This is a genomic window from Pseudomonas sp. NPDC089569 (genome assembly GCF_050280625.1).
GTDB lineage: Bacteria > Pseudomonadota > Gammaproteobacteria > Pseudomonadales > Pseudomonadaceae > Aquipseudomonas.
Map to the genome: position 1 here is coordinate 54,626 of NZ_JBNNVQ010000003.1, position 21,608 is coordinate 76,233.

Genomic DNA, 21,608 nt, shown 5'->3' on the forward strand with positions numbered 1-21,608 from the left:
CCGGCGACCCCGAGGCCGCCGCATAGACTTGATTACAGATTCTGCGTTACGAACGAGAGCATCTGGTCGGCGGTGGAGATCACCTTGGAGTTCATCTCGTAGGCGCGCTGAGTGGTGATCATGTTGACCATTTCCTCGACGGTGCTGACGTTGGAGGTTTCCAGGGTGTTCTGCAGCGTGGTGCCGAAACCGGCCAGGCCTGGCGTGCCGACTTGCGGCGCGCCGCTGGCGGCGGTTTCCAGGAACAGGTTGCCGCCCACCGCTTGCAGGCCGGCCGGGTTGATGAAGTCGGCGGTCTGCAGGTTGCCGATCACCTGGGAGGCCGGGTTGCCGGCCACGGTAATCGACACGGTGCCGTCCTTGCCCACGGTGAAGGTCTGGGCATCGTTGGGAATGACGATCGACGGTTGCAGGGCAAAACCGCTGGCGTTGACGATCTGGCCATTGGAGTCCAGGTGGAACGTACCGTCACGGGTGTAGGCCGTGGTGCCGTCCGGTTGCAGGATCTGGAAGAAACCACGGCCATCGATGGCCATGTCCAGCGGTTGCTCGGTGGTTTGCAGGCTGCCGGCGTTGAAGTTCTTCTGGGTGCCGACAATGCGCACACCGGTACCCAGTTGCAGGCCCGACGGCAGTTCGCTGTCCTGGGTCGACTGGGCGCCTGGCTGACGCTTGATCTGATAGAGCAAGTCCTGGAACTCGGCACGATCACGTTTGAAACCCGTGGTCGACACGTTGGCCAGGTTGTTGGAGATGGTGGTCAGGTTGGTGTCCTGGGCGGACAAACCGGTTTTGGCAACCCATAGAGCCGGAAGCATTCGATTCTCCTCGTGCGCCTGTTTTACGGCGCGACGTTCTGATAATTAGCTGAGCTGCAAGACCCGAGCCATGGCCTGGTCGTCTTCTTTGGCGGTGTTCATCATCTTGACGTGCAGCTCGAATTGCTTGGACAAGGCCAGCACCGAGGTCATTTCGTCCACGGCATTGACGTTGCTCGACTCAAGGAAACCGGACACCAGCTTGACGTTGGCATCGGCTTGCGCCGGGGTGCCGTCCTTGGTGTGGATCGAACCGTCCAGGCCCTTGGTCATGTTCTTGATGTCCGGATTGACCAGCTTGATGCGGTCGACTTCCGCCATCACGCGAGGGTCTTCGCCCATCGAACGAATGCTGATGGTGCCGTCTTCACCGACTTCGATCTGCTGCTCGGGCGGCACGGCAATCGGTCCGCCATTGCCGATCACCGGCATGCCGTTGCCGGCGCGCAGCACACCCAGGGCATCAACCACCAGGCTGCCGGTGCGCACATAGCTTTCGCCGCCGTCAGGGTTCTGTACGGCCATCCAACCGCTGCCTTGAACGGCAACATCCAGGTCGCGACCGGTTTCCACCAGGGCGCCAGGAGAGAAATCGGTGGCCGGGCGTTCGGACATGGCAAACGCACGCGCCGGAAAGCTGTCACCGAACACCGGCATCGAACGCGCCTGCTCCAGGTCTTTCTGGAAGCCGTTGGTGGAGATGTTCGCCAGGTTGTTGGCATGAGCCTTTTGCGCCAGTGCATTCTGGCTGGCGCCGGTCATTGCCACATAAAGGTACTTGTCCACAATCTTTCCTCTGCCCGCCGGACGTTTGCCGCCCACTGCTGTACTCATGAGCCACAAGCAATTTGCAGACCAACTTGTTTTTTGCGGCGCGAAGCCCGAGAAACAAAGGACTTGGAGGATTGAGGAGGTAAAGGGGATTTGTATCGGAGACGAAAAACCGGCGGTGTCATGCCGGTGGGTGGCAAGGCCTGGCCTTGGTCGATGGTAGCGACCGCCATCGCAAGCGACACGACCAACCCGCTTACCAGCCGCCTCGCTTCGGCTTTTGATCTTGATCTTGCTCCGGTGGCATTCCGATATAACGTGGCGCATCAATTGAAAGGCTTTTGAAGGTGAGCATATCCATTGCTGCGGTCGTGGCGGCTAATGGTTCCGCCCTTACGGCGGGTCACTTTGTCGCGCCAAAGTAACCAAAACGCCGCTCCCCTGACGTCCGGCCCTGCGCTTCGCTCCAGGTTCCCTCGCTCCGGTCCCGCTCCGTGGGCCCGCCGCCATCGGCCATCCTTGGCCGAGGGCGGCTAACCCGGCATCCATGCCGGGTTGCCCACTGCGCAGAACCTCCACTCGGCCTTCCGACGGGGAAAAGCTTGTAGGAGCCAGGCTTGCCGGCGAAGGCGTACCTGAGATCGCTTTCGCCGGCAAGCCGTGCTCCTACAGGACAGGTCGATAGCTGTGCTTTGGATTTTGATCTTGATCTTGACCTTCTTGCCCCTCGAGAGGCCGAGCGCAGAACCTCCACTCGGTCTCCCGACGGGGAACAGCTTGTAGGAGCCAGGCTTGCCGGCGAAGGCGTACCTGAGATCGCTTTCGCCGGCAAGCCTGGCTCCTACAGCGGTACACGCAACGCCCCATCGAGAGGCCGAGTGGAGGTTCTGCGCAGTGGGCAACCCGGCATTGATGCCGGGTTAGCCGCCCCCACAGAATCTGCACAGCGCCTTCAGATAACGAACACCCACAACCCCATCAGCGAATGAAGTGAATCTTCCCGCTGTCGTCGTTGCCCATGTAGATGCCGTAGACCCCGGCTTCGCGTTCCTCGATGTAGCGTTCGAGAATCTGCCGGATCGCCGGGTAGTAGATGCTGTCCCAGGGAATGTCCTGGGGCGCGAAGAATTTGTAGTCCAGGGTCTCCGGCCCATGCTGGCCGGTGATTTCCAGGGCGACGGCGCGGAAGATGATGTACACCTCACTGATCTTCGGCACGCTGAAGATCGAATAGGGCGAATGAATCTCCGCGCGCACGCCGCTCTCTTCCCAGACCTCGCGCAAGGCCGCCTGCTCGGTGGTTTCGCCGGCCTCCATGAAGCCTGCCGGCAGCGTCCAGGTACCGGGACGCGGCGGGATGGCGCGTTGGCACAACAGGTATTTGCCATCCTGCTCGATGATGCAGCCGGCAATGATTTTCGGATTGACGTAGTGGATGTAGCCGCAACCGCGGCACATCAGGCGCTCGTGCGTATCGCCCGGCGGCAGCTGTGACTTGAGGTCATTACCGCCGCATTTCGGACAAAAGCTCGGGCTGAACATGATCAACGACCTATGCGAGGTTCTTTGAGTGCGATGGGCAGGGTGATTTCGGGAGTCGCCCCGGTTTCTTCCTGCTTGCGCTTGAGGTATTCGAGGGCAACGGTGGCGGCGGCACGGACGTGATCGACGCAGGCCTGGTGAGCGGCCAGCGCATCACCGCTCTTGATCGCCTCGACCATGCGCTCCATTTCCTGGTTGCTGGCTCCGCGACGGTTTTCCTGGGACACGGACGTGGCGCGCAGGTAGCTGATCCGTGCTTGCAGCTGACGCAGTTGAGTGGCCGCGACGTGGTTGCCGGAGCCTTCGAGCAACACGTCGTAGAAACCTTGCACCGAGTCGATGACCTGCTGAAGTTCCCCTTCCTTGAGTGCCTGGCGGTTTTCTTCGAGGGCTTTTTCCAGGGCCTTGATGTCCTTGGCCTTGGCCCGCAGGGTGAACAACTGGACGATCAGGCCTTCGAGCACGCAGCGCAGCTCATAGATGTCCACGGCATCGGCCAGGGTGATGATCGCCACCCTTGGGCCCTTGGCATCGGCGAATTCCACCAGGCCTTCGGATTCCAGGTGACGCAAGGCTTCGCGTACCGAGGTGCGGCTTACGCCAAGGCGATCGCAGAGGTCGCGCTCGACCAGGCGATCTCCCGGCAGAAGCTGGAAGTTCATGATGGCGCTTCGCAGTTTATCCAGCACGATTTCGCGCAGGGTGACGGGGTTGCGATTGACCTTGAAGCTGTCGTCGAGTGGCAGGCGTTTCATGGGGTCCGCTCTGAATGTGGCTGTCCATGCAGAACGGGCATCAACGGTGCCCGTTCAGATCAAACAGCCGAGGGTTGACTGGAGGCCTCGGCATCGGCTTCGGCGAAGGCTTCACGGGCGAGCCGGAAACTGTCCACGGCCGCGGGGACGCCGCAGTAAATGCCGACCTGAAGCAAAATTTCGCGTATTTGCTCACGACTCAGTCCGTTACGCAAGGCGCCGCGTACATGCAGCTTGAGTTCGTGCGGCCGATTGAGGGCCGAGATCATCGCCAGGTTGATCATGCTGCGCTCCTTGAGCGACAAGCCCTCGCGACCCCAGACATGTCCCCAGCAGTACTCGGTGACCATTTCCTGCAAGGGGCGGGTGAAGTCGTCGGCGTTCTCGATGGAGCGGTTCACATAGGCCTCGCCCAGCACTTGCGTGCGGATCTGCAGGCCTTTTTCGTACTTTTCGTTACTCATCATTTCCCTCGCATCACCAATTCCTGTGGGAGCTGGCTTGCCAGCGATGACGGCATATCAGTCGACATTTTCATCGAATGATCCATCGCAATCGCTGGCAAGCCAGCTCCCACAGGGTCCTCTGTTAACCCGTCAGGTCAGGCTCGGCAGCGGCCCCAGCTTGCCTTTGTGGTAGATCATCGGGGTCACCGGCTGCTCGGGCAGGATCAGGTTTTTCACCGCGCCGACGATGATGGCGTGATCGCCGCCATCGTATTCGCGCCACAGTTCGCACTCGATGATTGCCGTGGCCTTGCCCAGGATCGGGTTGCCCAACTCGCTCAAATGCCAATCGATGCCGTTGGCCTTGTCCTTGCCTTTACCGGCAAACGCGTAGGCTTCGGCGGTCTGGTCGGCGGACAGCAGGTGAATCGCAAACTGCTTGCTGTCACGCAGCACCGGATAGGTGTCGGAGGCGTAGTTGGGGCAGAACAGCACCAGTGCCGGATCGATCGACAGCGCACTGAATGCGCTGGCGGTGATGCCGACGATGCCGCCTTGCGGGTCGAGGGTGGTGACCACCGTGACGCCGGACGGGAAGGAGCCCATGACGTCTTTGTAAATGCCGGGTTCGATCATTTTGCTGGACTCCTAGCGCATCACGAACGGATCAGGCATGGGTGCCTGGGAAAGGTTGATCCACACCGTTTTCAGCTCGGTGTAGGCCAGCACCGAATCGATGCCGCTTTCGCGTCCGTAGCCACTGTTCTTGAAACCGCCGATCGGTGCCATGGCCGAAACGGCACGGTAGGTGTTGACCCAGATGATCCCCGAGCGCACGTCCCGGGCCAGGCGATGGGCGCGGCCCAGGTCGCGGGTCCAGATGCCGGCGGCGAGGCCGAACTGAGAGTCGTTGGCGATGGCCAGCGCTTCGGCCTCGTCCTTGAAACGGATGACCGAGGCCACCGGGCCAAACACTTCTTCCTGCATGATTTTCATCGAGTTGCGGTCGCACTCGAACAGGGTCGGCTCGTAGAACCAGCCATCTCCCACGCCAGCCGGGCGCTTGCCGCCGGTGCGCAGGCGCGCACCTTCGGCGATGGCGTCGGCGACCAGTCCTTCGACTACAGCCAGTTGTTGTGCGGTGGCCATCGGGCCCATTTCACTGCTGTCTTCCTGCGGGTTGCCGATGCGGATGCGCTGGGCGCGTTCCACCAGGCGAGCGACGAACTCGTCGTAGATCTCGTCCTGAACCAGCAGGCGCGAGCCGGACACGCAGCTTTGCCCCGAGGCGGCATAGATCCCGGCGATGGCGCCGTTGATCGCGCTGTCGAGGTCGGCGTCGGCGAAAATGATGTTCGGCGATTTGCCGCCCAGTTCCAGCGACAGCTTGGCGAAGTTCTCGGCACTGCTGCGCACCACGTGACGCGCGGTGGCTGCACCACCGGTGAAGGCAATCTTGCGCACCAGCGGATGGCGGGTCAGGGCCGCGCCGGTGCTGGGGCCGTAGCCAGTGACGACGTTGACCACACCCGGTGGAAAACCGGCCTGATGCGCCAGGCGAGCCAGTTCCAGGATGGTCGCCGAGGCGTGTTCGGAAGGCTTGATCACGATAGTGTTGCCCGCCGCCAGGGCCGGCGCCAGTTTGATCGCGGTCAGGTACAGCGGACTGTTCCAGGGAATGATCGCGGCGACCACGCCCATGGCTTCGTGCACGGTGTAGGCAAACAGGTCCGGCTTGTCCAGCGGCAGGGTGCCGCCTTCGAGTTTGTCGGCAAGGCCTGCGGTGTAGTGGAAGAACTCCGGCAGATAGCCGACCTGGCCACGGGTCTCGCGAATCAGCTTGCCGTTGTCACGGCTTTCCAGCTGTGCCAGTTGTTCCTTGTTTTCTGCAATCAAGTCGCCCAGGCGTCGCAGCAACTTGCCACGAGCGGTGGCGGTCAGGCCACGCCAGGCCAGGCTGTCGAAAGCGGTTTGCGCGGCCTGCACGGCGCGTTCGACGTCGGCTTCATCGGCATCGGGCAGTTCAGCCCAAGGTTCGGCCAGGGCCGGGTTCAGGCTTTGGAAGGTCTTGCCGGACAGGGCATCGACCCATTCACCGCCGATGCACATCTGGAAGCGTGCGAGTGTCATGCAACGATCCCCTTTATATGGTTTTGTCGGGTGTGTGCGGCGTCGAGAAACTCCAGCAACAGCTGGTTGACCAGGCGCGGCGATTCTACGGGCATCATATGCCGCTGCTCGGCGAGTACGGCAACCTTCGCACCGGCAATGCGCCCGGCCAATTGCTCGGCCATGTCCGGGGTCGATCCGGGGTCCAGCTCTCCGGTGGCGATCAGCGTCGGTACCTGGATGGTGCCCAGGTCGTCGGCGCGGTACATGTCCTGGGTGGCGAACAGTTCATAAGTGGTCAGGTAACCCTGGGGGTCATTGCCTGCCAATGTCTGGCGAATTGCAGCGATCTGCGCCGGGTTGGCCGCCTGGTACTCGCGGCTGAACCAGCGTGACAGCGCCGCTTCGGCGTTGGCGTCCGGCCCGTGTTCGGCGGCCTGGCTGGTGCGCGCGATCACGCCGGCACGCTGTTCGGCGGTGCGGTTGAAGACGCTGTTGAGCACCACCAGGCTTTGCAGGCGTTGCGGGTAGTGCAGGGCAAAGGCCCGCGCCACCAGTCCGCCCATGGAAAAGCCGATCACCGCTGCCTTGGGCAATTGCAGGTGATCGAGCAGCTCCAGTAGCTGATCGGCATACCCGAGCAGCTGCGTGCCGTTTTCCGGACGCGGGCTGGCGCCATGACCGAGCATGTCGTAGGCGATGACGCGGTACTTCGTGGCCAGGCCAACGATCTGACCGCCCCACATTTCTTTGTTCAGGCCCACGCCGTGGATCAAGACCACGGGCTGGCCTTGGCCGGTCGCCAGGTAACTGGTTCCAGCCGGGGTTTGTTCAGCGGTGAGCCGAATCATGGAGCGCTCCTGCATACCTTTTTTGTTGTAGTGACCGATCGGTTACTGGGCTTTTTCGGCCGCCAGTTCTTCCAGATCGATGTAACGGTTGCCGATGCGCGGGTGCACACGGCCGCCATCGGCGCAACCCAGGACGACGACGATTTCGTCGGCACGTGGCGCGTCTTCGATCTTCATTTCCAGGGTGATGTAGTGCGAACGCAGACCTTCGTCGTCCTTGTGCATCATCGGAATCTGGATCGAGGTGCCCGGGCCGCCGCGCTTGTTGGTGAAGCTCAGGTAGCTCTTGGCCTTGACCGCTTCGCGGTAGTGGTTGCCGAAGCGCAGGGTATGGATGACGGCGGAAGCGTGTTCGACTTCGCCATCGGCACCGACCACGGCGGCCTTGCCATAAGCTTCGATTTTTTCGGCGCCGCCGATCAGGCCCACCAGGCGTTCAACCATCAGTGCACCGAGGTCGGAGCAGTTGGCGCGGATCTGCGGTTTCAGGTCTTCGACGAAGCCGTTGCCCACCCAGGGGTTTTTCATCACGACAGCCAGGCCGACCATGGTTACGGGCTTGTCGGTGGCTTTGCCGCCTTCGATAAGGGTTTCTTCGACATAGCTGACGATCTTGCGGATTTCGAAACTCATGGACTGCTCCGTTTCAGGGTGGAAAGGTGTCTGTGCGTATGATGGTATACCATAATATAGGATGCGCAAGAGCCAGAAAGGAGTTTCTGGTCGCAAGGCGACAAAATGGAGGGATTGCGGCGTATCCGGATTGGGAAAAGCCGCACAACCGTATGGGCGTACGGCTGCGCGCTCAGGCGCCGGGTTGAGGCTGGAAGGTCTTGTTCAGGGCAAAAAAAAGCCGCTCATCTCACGACAGGCGGCATTTTTCGGTGCGGTGATTCGACAAAGGGATTCAGCCCAGGATGAAAAACACCTTTCGAACCGCTGTCAGGTTCTCCCAGGTTCCCTGGAATCCCGCCGCTACGACAAAGGAATCACCGGGGCCGAATGTGCGGCTTTGACCTTCGGCATCTGTCAGCCTGACGGTGCCCTCAAGAATGTGGCAGAGCTCATCGAAATCACATTGGCAACGCTCCAGATGAGGGCCTGCCTCCCAGATGCCGGCGTATGCTTTTTTTTCCGGTGCGGTGAAATGTTTCCAGGTTGAACTGAGGTAAGGCGCATCGACCACTACCGGGTCGTTGATCTCGCGCTCCAGTGGGTCAAGTGTCGGGTTCTTGAAGTCGATGACGTGTTTGGGCAGGGCGGTTGTCATGATGTTCTCCGATCAAGAGTCGAAACCGATGCCCAAGGCATCGAAGGATTTGAGCAGCAGGTTGCGGTGGCCATTGCGGTCCTCCCGCGCCAATGCGTGCTGTGCCAGCTTTACGCCGACATAGCGCAGGGGCTCCGGCGGAAATCGAAAGGGGGCTTTGCGGGTCATCATCAGCTCGGTTCTTTCGGTGCGTTCACCGGCCAGCAAATCGAGCATGTTCTGTGCGGCGAAGCGGCTTGCCGATACACCCTGGCCGGTAAAACCCATGGCATAGGCAACGCGGCCCTGGTGTTCGCAGCCGGTGAACAGCGTGGTGCGCGCCGAGGTGTCGATGATGCCGCCCCAGATATGACTGAAGGAGACATCGCGCAGGGGCGGGAAGGCTTCGCGGAACTGTTCGGCCAGCCGATTGAAGCTCTCGGGGCGTTGCGTCAGTGCTTCATCGCGACGACTGCCAAAGTGGTAAATGGCATCGTAGCCGCCCCAGAGAATCCGGTTGTCGGCGGTCTTGCGCAGGTAGTGGAATTGATTGCCGGCATCGGCAATGCCATGGCGACCGGTCCAGCCGATCGCTTGCAACTGTGCCTGGCTCAACGGTTCGCTGACCAGCGTGTAGTCGTAGACCGGAATCACACTGGAGGCCAGGTGTCCCAACAATGGCGGTGCAATGTTGGTGGCCAGCGCAACCTGGCCTGTGCGCACGTCAGCGTCCGGTGTGCGAATCAGCAGGCTGTCCCTTTCCGCGCGCAACTCCAGCACAGGGCTTTGCTCGAATATCTGAACCCCTTGCTCAAGGCAAACGCGGCGAAGTTCCGCGGCCATTTTGGCCGGGTTGAGCAGGGCGTAGTTCGTTTCGAACAGGCCCGCGGAGTAGACGGGGGAGTCGAGGCGCTGATTCAGCGCATTGCCCTCAAGCCATTCGCATTCAATACCGAAGCGGGCGTAGTTGCGCTGCATCGAGCGCAAGCCTTCGATCTGCCACGGTTGGCTGGCCAGGTTCAGTTTGCCTTCGCGTTCAAACTCGACCTGCATGCCCAGGCGCTGAAGATCGTTGGCCAACTCGTCGAGATTTTGCCGGCCCAGGCGGATCAAGCGTTCGGCCTCCGTCGGCCATCGCTTCAACGCATTGGAGACACCATGGGAGATGCTTGGCGCGCAGAACCCGCCATTGCGTCCGCTGGCTTCGCCGCCGCAACGTCGGGCTTCGAGCAAGGCGATGCTTCGCGATGGCCAGCGCTGGCGAGCCAACAGGGCTGTCCAGAGGCCCGTGAAGCCACCGCCGACCACGGTCAGGTCGAAGTGCGGGTTGCCGCTCACAGATGGGCGAGGTGGGGATTGTGAAACGCTGTCGATCCAGTAAGGTTTCGGGTGGGCGTTAACCAGCGAAGCGTGTAACTGCATAAGGGACTCCGGCGATGCGTCGGACGATGATGGCAGCAGGTTACCCGCTACAGCGCCCCCGGAAATGCTCGACGGTTGCCTGCGGGCACGCGCGTAAAAATCAAAGTGATGGCGGGACAATGGATAAGCGTGAAGAGAGTCAGGACAAACGTGTTTCCCTGGGCACCGAGACCTTTCGGCAGGATCCGGCCAGCGCGCAAACCCATGCGCTGATCCTGCGTTACCACCAGGCCTGGCGCCGACGCGATATTGATACGTTGCTGACGCTGCTCGACCCGCAGGTCGAGTACAACGATTTTTTTCAGGGGCGCCGAATTGCTCCCCATGAGCTGCGTGACTACCTGTTGTCCAGCATGCCGGCGGCAGGCGATGAAACGCAGCACTATGTCGACCGCTTGCGCGTTGACGGTGACACCGCTTTCCTGCAGTACCAGGTGACGTTGCGCGGCACCCAGGGGCTGGTGTCGTTCCAGGCATGCGAGGCCTTGACCGTTCATGCGGGGAAGGTGGTGCGAGTCAACGAACACTCGACGCTGGTGGGGCAGCAACCCACCATCGCGTCGACGCCGTCCTCGCGAGTCGCCTCCAGCCGCCTCGGTTTATCCGCGCGCCAGCTAAGCTTGCTGGCCAGCGATCTGTTGCAGTATTTCCAGGATCAGCAGCCCTACCTGAATCCGGATCTGGACATGGCGCAGGTGGCGGCGGCCACTGGCTATACACGCAATCAGATCTCTTTCTTCCTCAACCAGGTAATGGGCTGCAGTTTCTACCAGCACATCAATCAGATGCGCTTGCGTCATTTGCTGGGGCAACTGGAGAACGTCGTGACCACGACCCGCATCGACGAGCTGGCCCGCGCGGCAGGGTTTCGCTCGTTGTCGACCTTCTATCGTTGTTTCCGCGAAGAGACCGGGCTTTCGCCAAAAGCCTATCTGGAACGTACATCCCACACTCAAAGCTCTAATGCCTAAGCTCCAAGCTCAATGCTCATGCGCATGGTTGTGGAGCGTCAAGGCGCCCGGCACCTTGGTGCGCTCGAGTCCGCCACGATCCAGCCACCGCAGCGTCTGCTCATAAGCGCGCTGCAACAGGGACTCGGTCTGGGCAAAGTTGAACACCGAAACATCCACGGGGCATAAAGGCGGAACGATGTGCAGGCTGGTGAGGGTGCGGAAGTGTTCGATGTCGCTCACCAGTTGGCGCATGCTCATCAGGTTGACGGTGTGCAGGGCCAGGGCCACCAGGCCTCGGGGTGGTTGGGTCAGGGCGCAACTCATGCCGGTGGGGACCACCACGACGTTGGTGGCGCCCAGGGCTACGGCACTTGAAATAGGCGTATTGCTGGCCACGCCGCCATCAATCAGAAACTGATCGGCGATTTGTACACTGGGAAACACCAGCGGTATGGCAGCGCTGGCCAGTAGCGCCTGTTCCAGTTCGCCACTGGACAGTACCGTCTCGGCACCGCTGAGCAGGTCGGTGGTGACGATGTACAGAGGGAGTTTCGCATCCTCGATGCGGTGGATCGGTAAAGCCTGGTCAAGCAGTCGCTTCAAGGCCGCCGGTTGCAGCAGAAACCCGCGCCGTTTGATCAGTCCTCTACAGGTATCGAGCCAGGACAGGGGAAAGATGTCCGTTTTACGCAGGCCGCGCCAGAAACCGGCGAGCGCCTCGACACCGGCGGCATCGGGTCTTGCGGCAAAGTAGGCACCGTTGATGGCACCCACTGAAGCACCCACCACCAGGTCGAATCGGACATCGGCCTCGACCAGGGCTCGCAACATGCCCACCTGGACGGCCCCCAGGCTACCACCGCCAGCAAACACGATCGCATTTTTGGTTGCCATGCTTGAAGCCTCTGGGCAGCAGTGCGTCGAGTCAGTGTAGTTGACGGCATATGAAACAGAGGTATCCCAGGCGTTGCTGCAGTCCATGCCGTTACTTCACATCGGATATCGAGCAGAACGCTTGAGCACTGCGCTCTACAGTTGCTGTGGTCAGCATGCGGCAATGGGGCGAGCGTTTCCTGTTCAGCCAGCAAGAGACGCGCTCGATATTGCTGGACAACGAGTCCGGCCAGCCTCTGATGCCGATTGAGGTTCGTTCCTCGAGTGGCCAGAAACTCGGTCCTTCCGACTGCCACAGAGTCAGGCTGGTTGCAGGCGAGCCGTGAGTCGCCCCTTGCTACGACGGCCGACGACATAATCGGCTGTGAAGGCTCTCCCTTCAGCACGAACGCGCTGTTTGTGCGTGAGGTTTCGACACCAACGCCATCCCGGTCATTGGCATTCTGGCGGTCCGTTTCAAGCGCTCCGTGCTATCGCGTGAGATGGACTGCATTGCCCGACGACTGGCTCCATTTCAGTCGAAAACAACAACAAACACGGCTGCGGCCAAGACCGCATCGATTCTCTGCCCCTGTCAAAAAGAGTGGTCCGGCCCTGGCGCCAGACCGCGATAAATCCAAATATTCCGGGACTCAAGAAGATGAACATCAAATGGCTGACCTTACCGGCACTCGCCTTGCTGTGCTGCGCCACCGGCGCCAGCGCCAAGGAGTGGAAAGAACTGCGTTTTGGCGTCAACCCCAGCTATCCGCCCTTTGAATCGACCACCGCCGACGGGGGCGTGCAAGGGTTTGGCGTGGACCTGGGCAACGCAATCTGCGCCGAGTTGAAAGTGACCTGCGTCTGGGTCAGCAATGACTTCGACGGGTTGATTCCGGGGCTCAAGGCCGGCAAGTTCGACGCCATCGAATCGTCGATGACCGTCACGGACACGCGCAAAAAACAGATCGATTTCACCGATCGCCTGTATGCCGGCCCGACCGCCATTGTCACTCGCAAGGACTCGGGGCTCTTGCCCACCGCCGAGTCGCTACGCGGTAAAACCATCGGTTACATGCAGGGCACGATTCAGGAAACCTACGCCAAGGCCAAACTGGCACCGGGCGGGGTGAAACTGCGGGCCTATCAGAACCAGGACCAGGTGTACGCCGACCTGGTTTATGGGCGGCTGGACGCCTCGATCCAGGACAAGCTGCAAGCGCAAATGAGCTTCCTGGCAACGCCGCAAGGTGCTGCCTTCCAGAACAGCGAAGGCATCAGCGACCCGCTGGTGCCGTCGGAAATCGCTATCGGTGTGCGCAAGGACAACGACGAACTCAAAGGCATGCTCAATGCCGCCATCAAGGCCCTGCACGAAAAGGGTATCTACGCGCAGATCCAGCAAAAGCATTTCGGCGATCTCGACCTTTATAACAACTGATCCCCGCGCCTGACGGCCGCTGTTTCGCAGCGGCCGGGGCGCTTCAAGACAGGTGACTGGCGTGAATTCCTTCCTGAATCTGATCGGGGGCGATCTTTCGGCCCTGCAAGGCTATGGCCCGTTGTTGCTGCATGGCACCTGGGTCACCCTCAAACTGTCGGCGCTGGCGCTGCTGGTGAGCATGGCGCTGGGGCTGCTTGGTGCCGCGGCAAAACTGTCGCCATTGAAGCTGCTCAACCTGCCGGCCACCTTTTACACCACATTGATCCGTGGCGTGCCGGACCTTGTGCTGATGCTGTTGATTTTCTACAGCCTGCAAGGCTGGTTGAGCAGCCTGACCGAGGTCATGGGCTGGCCCTATATGGAAATCGATCCGTTCGCGGCCGGTATCGTCACCCTCGGCTTCATTTACGGCGCGTACTTCACCGAGACGTTTCGTGGGGCGATTCTGAGCGTCCCCCATGGGCAACAGGAAGCCGCCGCCTGCTTTGGTCTGAATCGCTGGCAGCGCTTTCGCTTCGTGGTGTTCCCGCAAATGATGCGTTTCGCCTTGCCGAGCCTGGGCAACAACTGGCTGGTGTTGCTCAAGGCCACGGCGCTGGTGTCGATCATCGGTCTGTCGGACCTGGTCAAAGTGGCGCAGGAGGCCGGCAAGAGCACCTTCAACATGCTCGACTTCCTGTTGCTGGCGGCGGCGCTGTATCTGCTGATCACCAGTGCTTCGAACGCCGTATTGCGAGTGCTGGAGCGGCGCTACAACCAGGGTGTGCGGGGGATGGCGCGATGATCGAGTTGATAGCCGAATACTGGAAACCCTTCCTCTACAGCGATGGCGAGACCCTTACCGGGCTGGCCATGACCCTGTGGCTGCTGGTGGCGAGTATCGCGATGGGCTTTGTCCTGTCGCTGCCGCTGGCGATCCTGCGGGTTTCGCGCTGGCGCGTGCTGCGTTGGCCGGTGCAGTTGTTCACCTACGTGTTTCGTGGCACACCGCTGTATATCCAACTGTTGATTTGCTACAGCGGCATTTACGGTATGGCGGCGGTGCGTTCGCAGCCGTTGCTGGAAGCCTTCTTCCGTGACGCGATGAACTGCACCCTGCTGGCTTTCACGCTCAATACCTGCGCCTACACCGTGGAAATTTTCGCCGGGGCGATTCGCAGCATTCCCTATGGTGAAATCGAAGCCGCCCATGCCTATGGCCTGAGTGGTTGGCGCCTGTATCTGCAACTGATTTTGCCTTCGGCGTTGCGTCGCGCTCTGCCGTATTACAGCAACGAAGTCATCCTGATGTTGCACGCGACGTCGGTGGCGTTCACCGCGACCATTCCGGACATCCTCAAAATCGCACGGGATGCCAATGCGGCGACTTTCATGACCTTCCAGGCGTTCGGTATTGCCGGTCTGTTGTACCTGATGCTGTCGTTCGGGTTGGTTGCAGCGTTCCGTCTGGCGGAGAAACGCTGGCTGAATTTCCTTGGGCCTGCGCACTGAAGTTCCACTTTCCATTGCCCATTTTCCATCCAGAGCGGCGTCGTTCAGTGCGCCGCTCCAGGAGTGCATGCATGTACAAACTCACGGTTGAAAATCTGTATAAACGTTTTGGTGACAACGAAGTGCTCAAGGGCGTCTCGTTGAACGCGCGGGCGGGGGACGTGGTGAGCATGATCGGCGCCAGCGGCTCGGGTAAAAGCACCATGTTGCGTTGTATCAACTTTCTGGAGCGGGCGGACGAAGGGGCCATCGCACTGGACGGTGAACGGGTGCTGACCCGGCAGGGCGCGGGTGGCATGCGCGTGGCTGACCCCAGGCAGTTGCAGCGTCTGCGTACCCGGTTGGCGATGGTCTTTCAGCATTTCAATCTCTGGAGCCACCTGACCGTACTGGAGAACATCGTGCTGGCGCCGTGTCGGGTTCTCGGCATGAGTCGCAAGGCCGCCGAAGACAGCGCGCGAGCTTATCTGGACAAGGTCGGGTTGCCGCAGCGGGTGGCCGATCAATACCCGGCGTTTCTCTCCGGCGGCCAGCAGCAGCGGGTGGCAATTGCCCGTGCCCTGGCGGTCGAACCGGAGATCCTGTTGTTCGACGAGCCGACCTCGGCGCTCGATCCGGAACTGGTGGGTGAGGTATTGAAGGTCATTCAGGCGCTGGCCGAAGAGGGCCGGACCATGCTGATGGTGACCCACGAAATGGGCTTTGCCCGGCAGGTTTCAAGCCAGGTGTTGTTCTTGCATCAGGGGCGGGTCGAGGAGCAGGGTGATGCTACGATTCTCGACCAGCCAAACAGCGAACGTTTGCAGCAATTTCTATCGGGTCGTTTGAAGTGAGGTAAGGCGTACATGGCCGATATCCGCGATCTGTCGATCGTACTTGACCGTATCGATCAGGCAATCATTGACGTGCTGCGCCATGAAGGGCGCATCACCTATCAAAAGCTCTCCGAGCGTGTGCACCTGACCCCCAGGCCGTGCCTGGAAAGGGTACGCAAGCTCGAACAGCTCGGCGTCATTCGCGGGTATGGCGCGATTCTCGATGAGAAAAAACTGGCGCCGGGCTTGTCGCTGCTGGTGCTGGTGGCGCTGTCGAACCAGAGTGGCCGGGCGGCGCAAAAAGCCTTCGAAGCCAAGGTCCGTGAGTGTCCTCATGTATTGGAGTGTCGCCTGATCAGCGGTGCCTTCGATTACAGCCTGCGCATGCGTTGCCGGGACATGGAGCATTATCGGGTGTTGTCCGAGGTATGGTTCGATGATCCGGACTTGCACATTGACAAATTGGTGAGCCATCCGGAGCTGGCGATGGTCAAGACCATGATGGGATAGAGCAACGGATCACCGCCTGTGACCGGCCCGCAATGATGGCTTATGTGCACGATGCAGGGCAGGCCACAGGCGCTGACCTCCCGCTTTTGAGCCTTCAGCGATTCACTCGCGTTTTTCTGCTTGTCGTACGCAACGGCTACCCCTTATAAGAGCGAATTTTCACTCTCGAAATAATAGGGGCACGAGCATGAGCGATTCCTGGAACGAAGGGTATTTTACGGACGAGGGCTACACCTACAGCTATAGCCGGGAAATCAATCCAGTCTTCCAGCGCTTTTGCTTGTTGTTGCGCGGTTTTACCAGCCTTGAGTCGGCCGACGGCCATCACTGCGAATTGGGTTTTGGCCAGGGCGTCTCGATCAATATCCATGCCGCAGCCAATCCGGGATCCTATGTGGGGACCGACTTCCACCCGGGCCAGGCAGCCCATGCCAATGCACTGGCGACAGCCTGGAACAGTGATGCAAAGCTGTATGACGACAGCTTCGAGCAACTGCTGGCGCGCGATGACTTGCCACAATTTGACAGCATCAGCCTGCATGGCATCTGGACCTGGGTCAGCCGCGACAACCAGAAACTGATCGTCGAATTCGCCCGCCGTCACCTCAAGCCGGGTGGTCTGCTGTACATCAGCTACAACTGCTTCCCCGGATGGTCGCCTTCGGCGCCATTGCGTCATCTGTTCAGCCTGCACGACCGGTTCGCCAACCACACCGCGGTACGTCCGGACCAGCGCATAGACGCAGCGCTGCAATTCTCCGAAGCACTGCTTGCGGCCAATCCGAACTACGCCGGCACGGCCCCGAACCTTGACGCCAAGCTGCAGAGCATCAAGGCGCAGAATCGCCAGTACGTCGCCCATGAGTACTTCAACCGCGACTGGAACTGCATGTACTTCACCGACGTGGTCGATGCGCTGGCCCCGGCCAAACTCGACTACGCCACGACAGCTGTGCCGCTGGATTCAGTGGATCCGCTCAACTTGAACGCGCAGGGCATGGACTTTCTGGAAGGCATCGAGCACCCGATCGTGCGCGAGCAGGCGCGTGATTACTTCGTCAATCAGCATTTCCGTCGCGACCTGTACGTGCGGGGCGCCAATCGACTGTCCGCCGCTGAACAGCGCCAGGCGATGTTCAACACACGTTTTGTCCTGCTGCAGGTCGCCGAGAGCGTGTCGGACACCATCAGCGGGCCTGCGGGCGAAGCGACGCTGCAGGCAGAGGTCTATGGTCCTGTACTCGACGCGCTGGCGGCCAACGCCTATGCACCGAAAACCTTGCGCCAGATATCAGGGGCCGTGCCCTCGATGCTTTATGACGATCTGGTTCAGGCCATCACTGTACTGGTAGGAATGGGGGCCGTGGCGCCGTGTCAAAGCGAAGCGGCCGAGCAGCGGGTACAGCAGCGCTGCAGCACGCTCAACCTGCAGCTGTGCAAACGCTCGCTGCTGAGCAACAAGATCCAGGTCCTGGCCAGCCCGGTCACGGGCGGCGGTGTGCCGGTCAGCCGCTTCCAGCAGCTGTTCCTGATATCGATCAAGCAAGGCAACAAACATCCGGCTCAATGGGCACAACTGGTGTGGGCCATCCTCAGCGAACAAGGCGAAGTCCTCGTCAAGGACAATGCACCGTTGACCACGGCCGAAGAAAATATCGCTGAGCTGACTGAACAGGCTCAAGCGTTTGCAGAGACGTCGCTGGTGATCCTCAAGGCGTTGGGCATCGTTTGACCGGGGAGATGTGATGTAAGCCCAGGGGACAGTCAAGCAGTCTGTCCCCTGGGTTGGAGATCGGCTGCAGGGCCCACCGATTTCAGCCGTTTCAGTCACCTCCACGCCCTTTATCAACCGGGTTTTCCGGGCCTTGGAACAGACAATGAGCCTCTCTCGAACCTCATTGAATCTGTCCTCATGCAAACCACCAATACTGTTTTGATGATTCGCCCGACACGTTTCTCCTTCAACCAGGACACTGCGGCGAACAACCGTTTCCAGCGTCCGGCAGCCGCCGCTGAAGATGTGCAACTCAAGGCGCTTGCGGAGTTCGACGGTTATGTCGCTGCGCTGCGCCGGCATGGCGTCGAGGTGCTGGTGCACAATGATCGCGAAGCGCCGCATACACCGGATTCGATCTTTCCCAACAACTGGTGGAGCAGCCACCCGGACGGCACGCTGGTGCTGTACCCGATGCAAGGCCACAACAGGCGCCTTGAGCGGGACAAGGGCGTTCTCGACTGGCTACGGGACCAGTATCGGGTCGAGCAACTGCTGGACCTCTCCGATCTTGAACAGCAGGAGGTTTTTCTGGAGGGCACCGGCAGCATGGTGCTGGACCGGGAACAACGTATTTGCTACGCCGGTTATTCCACGCGCACTCATGCGCAGGCACTGGATCGGTTGGTCGGCCATCTGGGCTATGAGCTGTGCGCTTTCAACGCGGTGGACCGTCAGGGCGTGCCGATTTATCACACCAACGTGATGATGAGTGTCGGCACTCGCCTGGCGCCGGTTTGCCTGGCGTCTGTCACCGATCCGGATGAACGCCTGGTACTGCGCTCGCGGCTCGAAGCCAGTGCAAAGCGCGTGATCGACCTGGACTGGGCGCAACTGGAATCCTTTGCCGGCAACATGCTGGAAGTCCACAACGCCGCAGGCGAACCCTTGCTGGTGATGTCACGCACGGCCTGGCAATCGCTGGACGCCGGCCAGCGTCGCCTGATCGAAACCCACGTCACACCGCTGCCGGTGAACATCGATACGATCGAGCGCATCGGCGGTGGCAGTGCGCGCTGCATGTTGGCGGAGGTCTTTTTGCCCAGGCAACAGGCCGCACAGGAGCAAGCGCGATGATCGTTCGTCCTGCAACAGCGGAGGATTTGCCGGCATTGCTGGCCTTGGCCCATAGCGCCGGTGCCGGTTTGACGACGTTGCCCGCCGACGCTTCACGGCTGCGCCAAAGGCTGGAATGGGCGGCGAAGACGTTTGCCGGCGAGGCCGAGCGCGCCGACGCGGACTACCTGTTTGTACTGGAGAGTGAACGCCGCGAAGTGGTGGGCATTTGCGCCCTGGCCGGCGCCGTAGGCTTGCGTGAGCCCTGGTACAACTACCGGTTGGGCCTGTTTGTCGCGGCGTCGAAGAACCTCGGGATCAACCAGCAGTTACCGACCTTGTTCCTGGGCAATGACATGACCGGGCATTCGGAGCTCTGTTCACTGTTCCTGCACGCCGATCATCGCTGCGGTTTGAATGGGCGCTTATTGTCAAAGGCGCGGTTTCTGTTCCTGGCGGAGTTTCGTCAACACTTCGGTGAAAAGGTCATTGCCGAAATGCGCGGCTACTCGGACGAGGAGGGCGTGTCACCGTTCTGGGAAGGCTTGGGGCGACACTTCTTCAAAATGGACTTCGCCGACGCCGATTACCTGACAGGGTTGGGCAACAAGACGTTCATCGCAGAGTTGATGCCCAAATTTCCGTTGCCCACCTGTCTGCTGCCAGAGGCAGCGCGCAATGTCATCGGCCGCGTTCACCCCAACACCGAACCGGCACTGGGCATGCTCAAGGCCGAAGGGTTCGAACATCGGGACTACATCGACATCTTTGACGGTGGCCCGTTGATCGAATGCGCCACCGGGGACATCCGCGCAGTCCGTGACAGCCAGGTACTGCCATTGAGTATTGGCACCCCGGGCGAACAGGCGGCGACCTACCTGATCCATAACTGCCAGTTCGCCGAGTGCCGGATCACGGCGGCAGCGGCACGGGTGGCAGACGATACGCTGATTGTCGAGGCTGACACCGCCCAGACGTTGGGGTTGAGGGAAGGGGATTTGGTCAGGGCGGTGAGTCTGGCGGTATCAGGCGGGCCGGACAGGGCGATTTCGTCGGCCGCGTAGCGTCCCAGGCGGGCCAGGGCCGTCTGCGCAAGCCCTAGGTAGATCTCGAGCCCGGGGCCGCGCCGGGGCAGAGTCACCAGGTCATCGCGGTCATCATTGAATCGCCCCTGGTTTGTAGACATCCGACGGCCGCTTCTGACCGATTTCTGCCGGAGTTGACCTGCAACTTTGGATCGATGGCCGCCTGTGATGATGACGTCCATCGACCAAAACACGTCCTGCGTAGCCGCTATCTGCTGCGTTATGAATCAACTGTTACGTCATTCGCCATGACTACCCAGTACTATCGTCCTGAGTGACAAAACGACTGAGATTGCAGCGTGGCTCTGCTCGTTAAAACAGGCTGATCGGGTAGTCGATAATCAAGCGCATTTCGTCCAGGCTATTGCCCAGTGCGCTCGATCGGTGGGAGGCGTGACGCAGTTGGAACCCTAGATCCTTCGCGGTACCGGACTGCACCACATATCGAAGGCTGATATTGCGTTCCCATTCCTTGCCATCTTCGACTGTGCCGTTGTCGATATGCTGACCGCGCACATACAGCACCATGGCATTCAGACCGGGAATGCCCAGCGCTGCGAAATCATAGTCGTAGCGGGCTTGCCATGAGGTCTCGTCCTTTTCCATGAAATCCGAATACTGCACTGAGTTGGCCAGCCAGACCGCGCTGCCGCCGTCCACGCCATAGACATACCCTGTTTCGCCGCTGCTCTTCTGGAAGGCTGCTGTGAAGGTGTGTCCGTCGTGCTTCCAGGCGCTGGAAAGGCTCCAAATGGTGTTGTCGACATGACCGCTAAGTTCTGCGCCCAGCCCTTTGGTGCGGTACAAGTTGAAGGCCGTCTTCAAGGTATCCGACGCACCCACTGGCGCTGCCCAGGAAAGATCGACGTAGCGCTTCTCGAAATTGTCCGCCACGTTGGAGTAGTACAGGCCGGTGTTGATGCTGTCGTTGAAGCGGTATCGAGCCCCGACGATGTTGGCTCGGGTCAGACCCCTTCCATCGTGACGCGCAGTGAACTGTGAGCCCATGGCGGTAAAGCGGCCGGCATCCAGACTCAGCCCCGGAATGTCTTCGCTGTGGATCAGCGTGCCCTGGGTGGTTTCCGGAAGCAGGCGTCCCATCATCGTGGCGAGTACCGGCAGGGAAACGAACTGATCACCGTATTTGAGCGTGGTTTGACCGGAGCGCAGCTTGATGGCTGCGCCTGACTCGGAAATGCTTTGCGCATCTGCGGGAATCGTCGGCCATTGGTCGCGGCCACTACCGCTGTCCAGTTTGACGCCCAGCAATCCATAGGTGTCGAGACCGACACCAATCGGTCCTTCGGTGAAACCCGAGCGGTACTTGAATGTGAAACCTTGGCTGGTGTCTTCGGTGTAGCTCTTGGGTGCCGCCGGGTTGTGGTAGTCCTGATTGAAGTACAGGGTGCGGGCCAGCAGATCGGCGTGGCTGCCCTGAATGAAGCCTTTTTCCTCTTCGGTGGCGTAGGTGATATCGACACTGCTCAGGCCGAAGGCGGTCATGAGCAAGCGGGTCGTGATGCGCATATTGCAGCTCCTTGAATTTCAGCTGTGTTGCCTTGGCACTGGCCGCGGCTGTTTTTGTTGTGGGCGCTAAAAATCAGCTCCGACGGATGTCGGCGGTCACTTTTCGGGCGAACGAAC

22 protein-coding genes and 1 pseudogene are annotated in these 21,608 nt (G+C 60.5%); 10 read left to right on the top strand and 13 right to left on the bottom strand.

Annotation, left to right across the window (positions count from 1 at the left end):
* Nucleotides 1–32 precede the first annotated feature (32 nt).
* The 11 genes from flgG to ACQKP2_RS02625 form a co-directional block, all read right to left on the bottom strand.
* A complete protein-coding gene (gene flgG, locus ACQKP2_RS02575; RefSeq protein WP_427574126.1) occupies nt 33–818 on the bottom strand; it encodes a flagellar basal-body rod protein FlgG in 786 nt (261 codons plus the stop codon).
* Nucleotides 819–863: 45 nt separating this feature from the next.
* Nucleotides 864–1,604: a flagellar basal body rod protein FlgF gene (locus ACQKP2_RS02580; RefSeq protein WP_427574127.1), complete on the bottom strand. Its 741-nt coding sequence runs from the start codon at nt 1,602–1,604 to the stop codon at nt 864–866.
* A gap of 963 nt (nt 1,605–2,567) precedes the next feature.
* Nucleotides 2,568–3,131, bottom strand: a complete 564-nt coding sequence (locus tag ACQKP2_RS02585) for an NUDIX hydrolase (RefSeq protein WP_427574128.1) — start codon at nt 3,129–3,131, stop codon at nt 2,568–2,570.
* A 2-nt stretch (nt 3,132–3,133) separates the two neighbouring features.
* A complete protein-coding gene (locus ACQKP2_RS02590) occupies nt 3,134–3,886 on the bottom strand; it encodes a GntR family transcriptional regulator (protein ID WP_427574129.1) in 753 nt (250 codons plus the stop codon).
* A gap of 59 nt (nt 3,887–3,945) precedes the next feature.
* Nucleotides 3,946–4,350 carry a carboxymuconolactone decarboxylase family protein gene (locus tag ACQKP2_RS02595; RefSeq protein WP_427574130.1) on the bottom strand — a complete coding sequence of 135 codons (405 nt, stop codon included), beginning with the start codon at nt 4,348–4,350 and terminating at the stop codon, nt 3,946–3,948.
* A 132-nt stretch (nt 4,351–4,482) separates the two neighbouring features.
* The gene (locus ACQKP2_RS02600) at nt 4,483–4,968 is read right to left on the bottom strand and encodes a flavin reductase family protein (RefSeq protein ID WP_427574132.1); all 486 of its coding nucleotides are present in this window, start codon (nt 4,966–4,968) and stop codon (nt 4,483–4,485) included.
* Nucleotides 4,969–4,980: 12 nt separating this feature from the next.
* Nucleotides 4,981–6,462 carry an aldehyde dehydrogenase gene (locus ACQKP2_RS02605; protein ID WP_427574133.1) on the bottom strand — a complete coding sequence of 494 codons (1,482 nt, stop codon included), beginning with the start codon at nt 6,460–6,462 and terminating at the stop codon, nt 4,981–4,983.
* Nucleotides 6,459–7,292: an alpha/beta fold hydrolase gene (locus ACQKP2_RS02610; protein ID WP_427574134.1), complete on the bottom strand. Its 834-nt coding sequence runs from the start codon at nt 7,290–7,292 to the stop codon at nt 6,459–6,461. The genes ACQKP2_RS02605 and ACQKP2_RS02610 overlap by 4 nt, the downstream gene beginning before the upstream one ends.
* 42 nt (nt 7,293–7,334) lie before the next feature.
* Entirely contained in the window at nt 7,335–7,925 is a 591-nt protein-coding gene (locus ACQKP2_RS02615) for an amino acid synthesis family protein (RefSeq protein WP_427574135.1), read from the bottom strand.
* Nucleotides 7,926–8,199: 274 nt separating this feature from the next.
* Nucleotides 8,200–8,562, bottom strand: coding sequence for a cupin domain-containing protein (locus ACQKP2_RS02620; protein ID WP_427574137.1), 363 nt, complete (start codon nt 8,560–8,562; stop codon nt 8,200–8,202).
* Between the two features lie 12 nt (nt 8,563–8,574).
* On the bottom strand, nt 8,575–9,963 hold the full coding sequence (locus ACQKP2_RS02625) for an NAD(P)/FAD-dependent oxidoreductase (RefSeq protein ID WP_427574139.1): 1,389 nt from the start codon (nt 9,961–9,963) through the stop codon (nt 8,575–8,577).
* A 119-nt stretch (nt 9,964–10,082) separates the two neighbouring features.
* Here ACQKP2_RS02625 and ACQKP2_RS02630 point away from each other — a divergent pair, with 119 nt between their 5' ends.
* The gene (locus ACQKP2_RS02630) at nt 10,083–10,934 is read left to right on the top strand and encodes a helix-turn-helix domain-containing protein (RefSeq protein WP_427574140.1); all 852 of its coding nucleotides are present in this window, start codon (nt 10,083–10,085) and stop codon (nt 10,932–10,934) included.
* A 9-nt stretch (nt 10,935–10,943) separates the two neighbouring features.
* On the opposite strand, the gene ACQKP2_RS02635 is transcribed toward ACQKP2_RS02630, so the two are convergent.
* On the bottom strand, nt 10,944–11,810 hold the full coding sequence (locus ACQKP2_RS02635; protein ID WP_427574141.1) for a patatin-like phospholipase family protein: 867 nt from the start codon (nt 11,808–11,810) through the stop codon (nt 10,944–10,946).
* A gap of 146 nt (nt 11,811–11,956) precedes the next feature.
* Between ACQKP2_RS02635 and ACQKP2_RS02640 the strand changes: the two are divergent.
* The 9 genes and pseudogenes from ACQKP2_RS02640 to astA form a co-directional block, all read left to right on the top strand.
* Nucleotides 11,957–12,136, top strand: a pseudogene (locus tag ACQKP2_RS02640) (winged helix-turn-helix transcriptional regulator); the annotation flags it as partial.
* Between the two features lie 314 nt (nt 12,137–12,450).
* Nucleotides 12,451–13,230, top strand: coding sequence for a transporter substrate-binding domain-containing protein (locus ACQKP2_RS02645; protein WP_427574142.1), 780 nt, complete (start codon nt 12,451–12,453; stop codon nt 13,228–13,230).
* Nucleotides 13,231–13,291: 61 nt separating this feature from the next.
* A complete protein-coding gene (locus ACQKP2_RS02650; protein ID WP_427574144.1) occupies nt 13,292–14,017 on the top strand; it encodes an ABC transporter permease in 726 nt (241 codons plus the stop codon).
* Nucleotides 14,014–14,724 (top strand): ABC transporter permease, encoded by a 711-nt coding sequence (locus tag ACQKP2_RS02655; protein ID WP_427574145.1) that lies wholly within the window; start codon nt 14,014–14,016, stop codon nt 14,722–14,724. The genes ACQKP2_RS02650 and ACQKP2_RS02655 overlap by 4 nt, the downstream gene beginning before the upstream one ends.
* A gap of 71 nt (nt 14,725–14,795) precedes the next feature.
* Nucleotides 14,796–15,557, top strand: coding sequence for an ABC transporter ATP-binding protein (locus tag ACQKP2_RS02660; RefSeq protein WP_427574147.1), 762 nt, complete (start codon nt 14,796–14,798; stop codon nt 15,555–15,557).
* A gap of 12 nt (nt 15,558–15,569) precedes the next feature.
* Entirely contained in the window at nt 15,570–16,049 is a 480-nt protein-coding gene (locus tag ACQKP2_RS02665; protein WP_427574149.1) for an Lrp/AsnC family transcriptional regulator, read from the top strand.
* Between the two features lie 187 nt (nt 16,050–16,236).
* Complete coding sequence (locus ACQKP2_RS02670) at nt 16,237–17,781, top strand: class I SAM-dependent methyltransferase (protein ID WP_427574151.1); 1,545 nt, start codon at nt 16,237–16,239, stop codon at nt 17,779–17,781.
* Nucleotides 17,782–17,961: 180 nt separating this feature from the next.
* Nucleotides 17,962–18,900: a citrulline utilization hydrolase CtlX gene (gene ctlX, locus ACQKP2_RS02675; RefSeq protein ID WP_427574153.1), complete on the top strand. Its 939-nt coding sequence runs from the start codon at nt 17,962–17,964 to the stop codon at nt 18,898–18,900.
* Nucleotides 18,897–19,943 carry an arginine N-succinyltransferase gene (astA, locus tag ACQKP2_RS02680; protein WP_427574154.1) on the top strand — a complete coding sequence of 349 codons (1,047 nt, stop codon included), beginning with the start codon at nt 18,897–18,899 and terminating at the stop codon, nt 19,941–19,943. The genes ctlX and astA overlap by 4 nt, the downstream gene beginning before the upstream one ends.
* Before the next feature lie 333 nt (nt 19,944–20,276).
* Here astA and ACQKP2_RS02685 read toward each other — a convergent pair whose 3' ends face one another.
* Nucleotides 20,277–21,491 carry an OprD family porin gene (locus ACQKP2_RS02685; protein ID WP_427574156.1) on the bottom strand — a complete coding sequence of 405 codons (1,215 nt, stop codon included), beginning with the start codon at nt 21,489–21,491 and terminating at the stop codon, nt 20,277–20,279.
* Nucleotides 21,492–21,608: the final 117 nt, after the last annotated feature.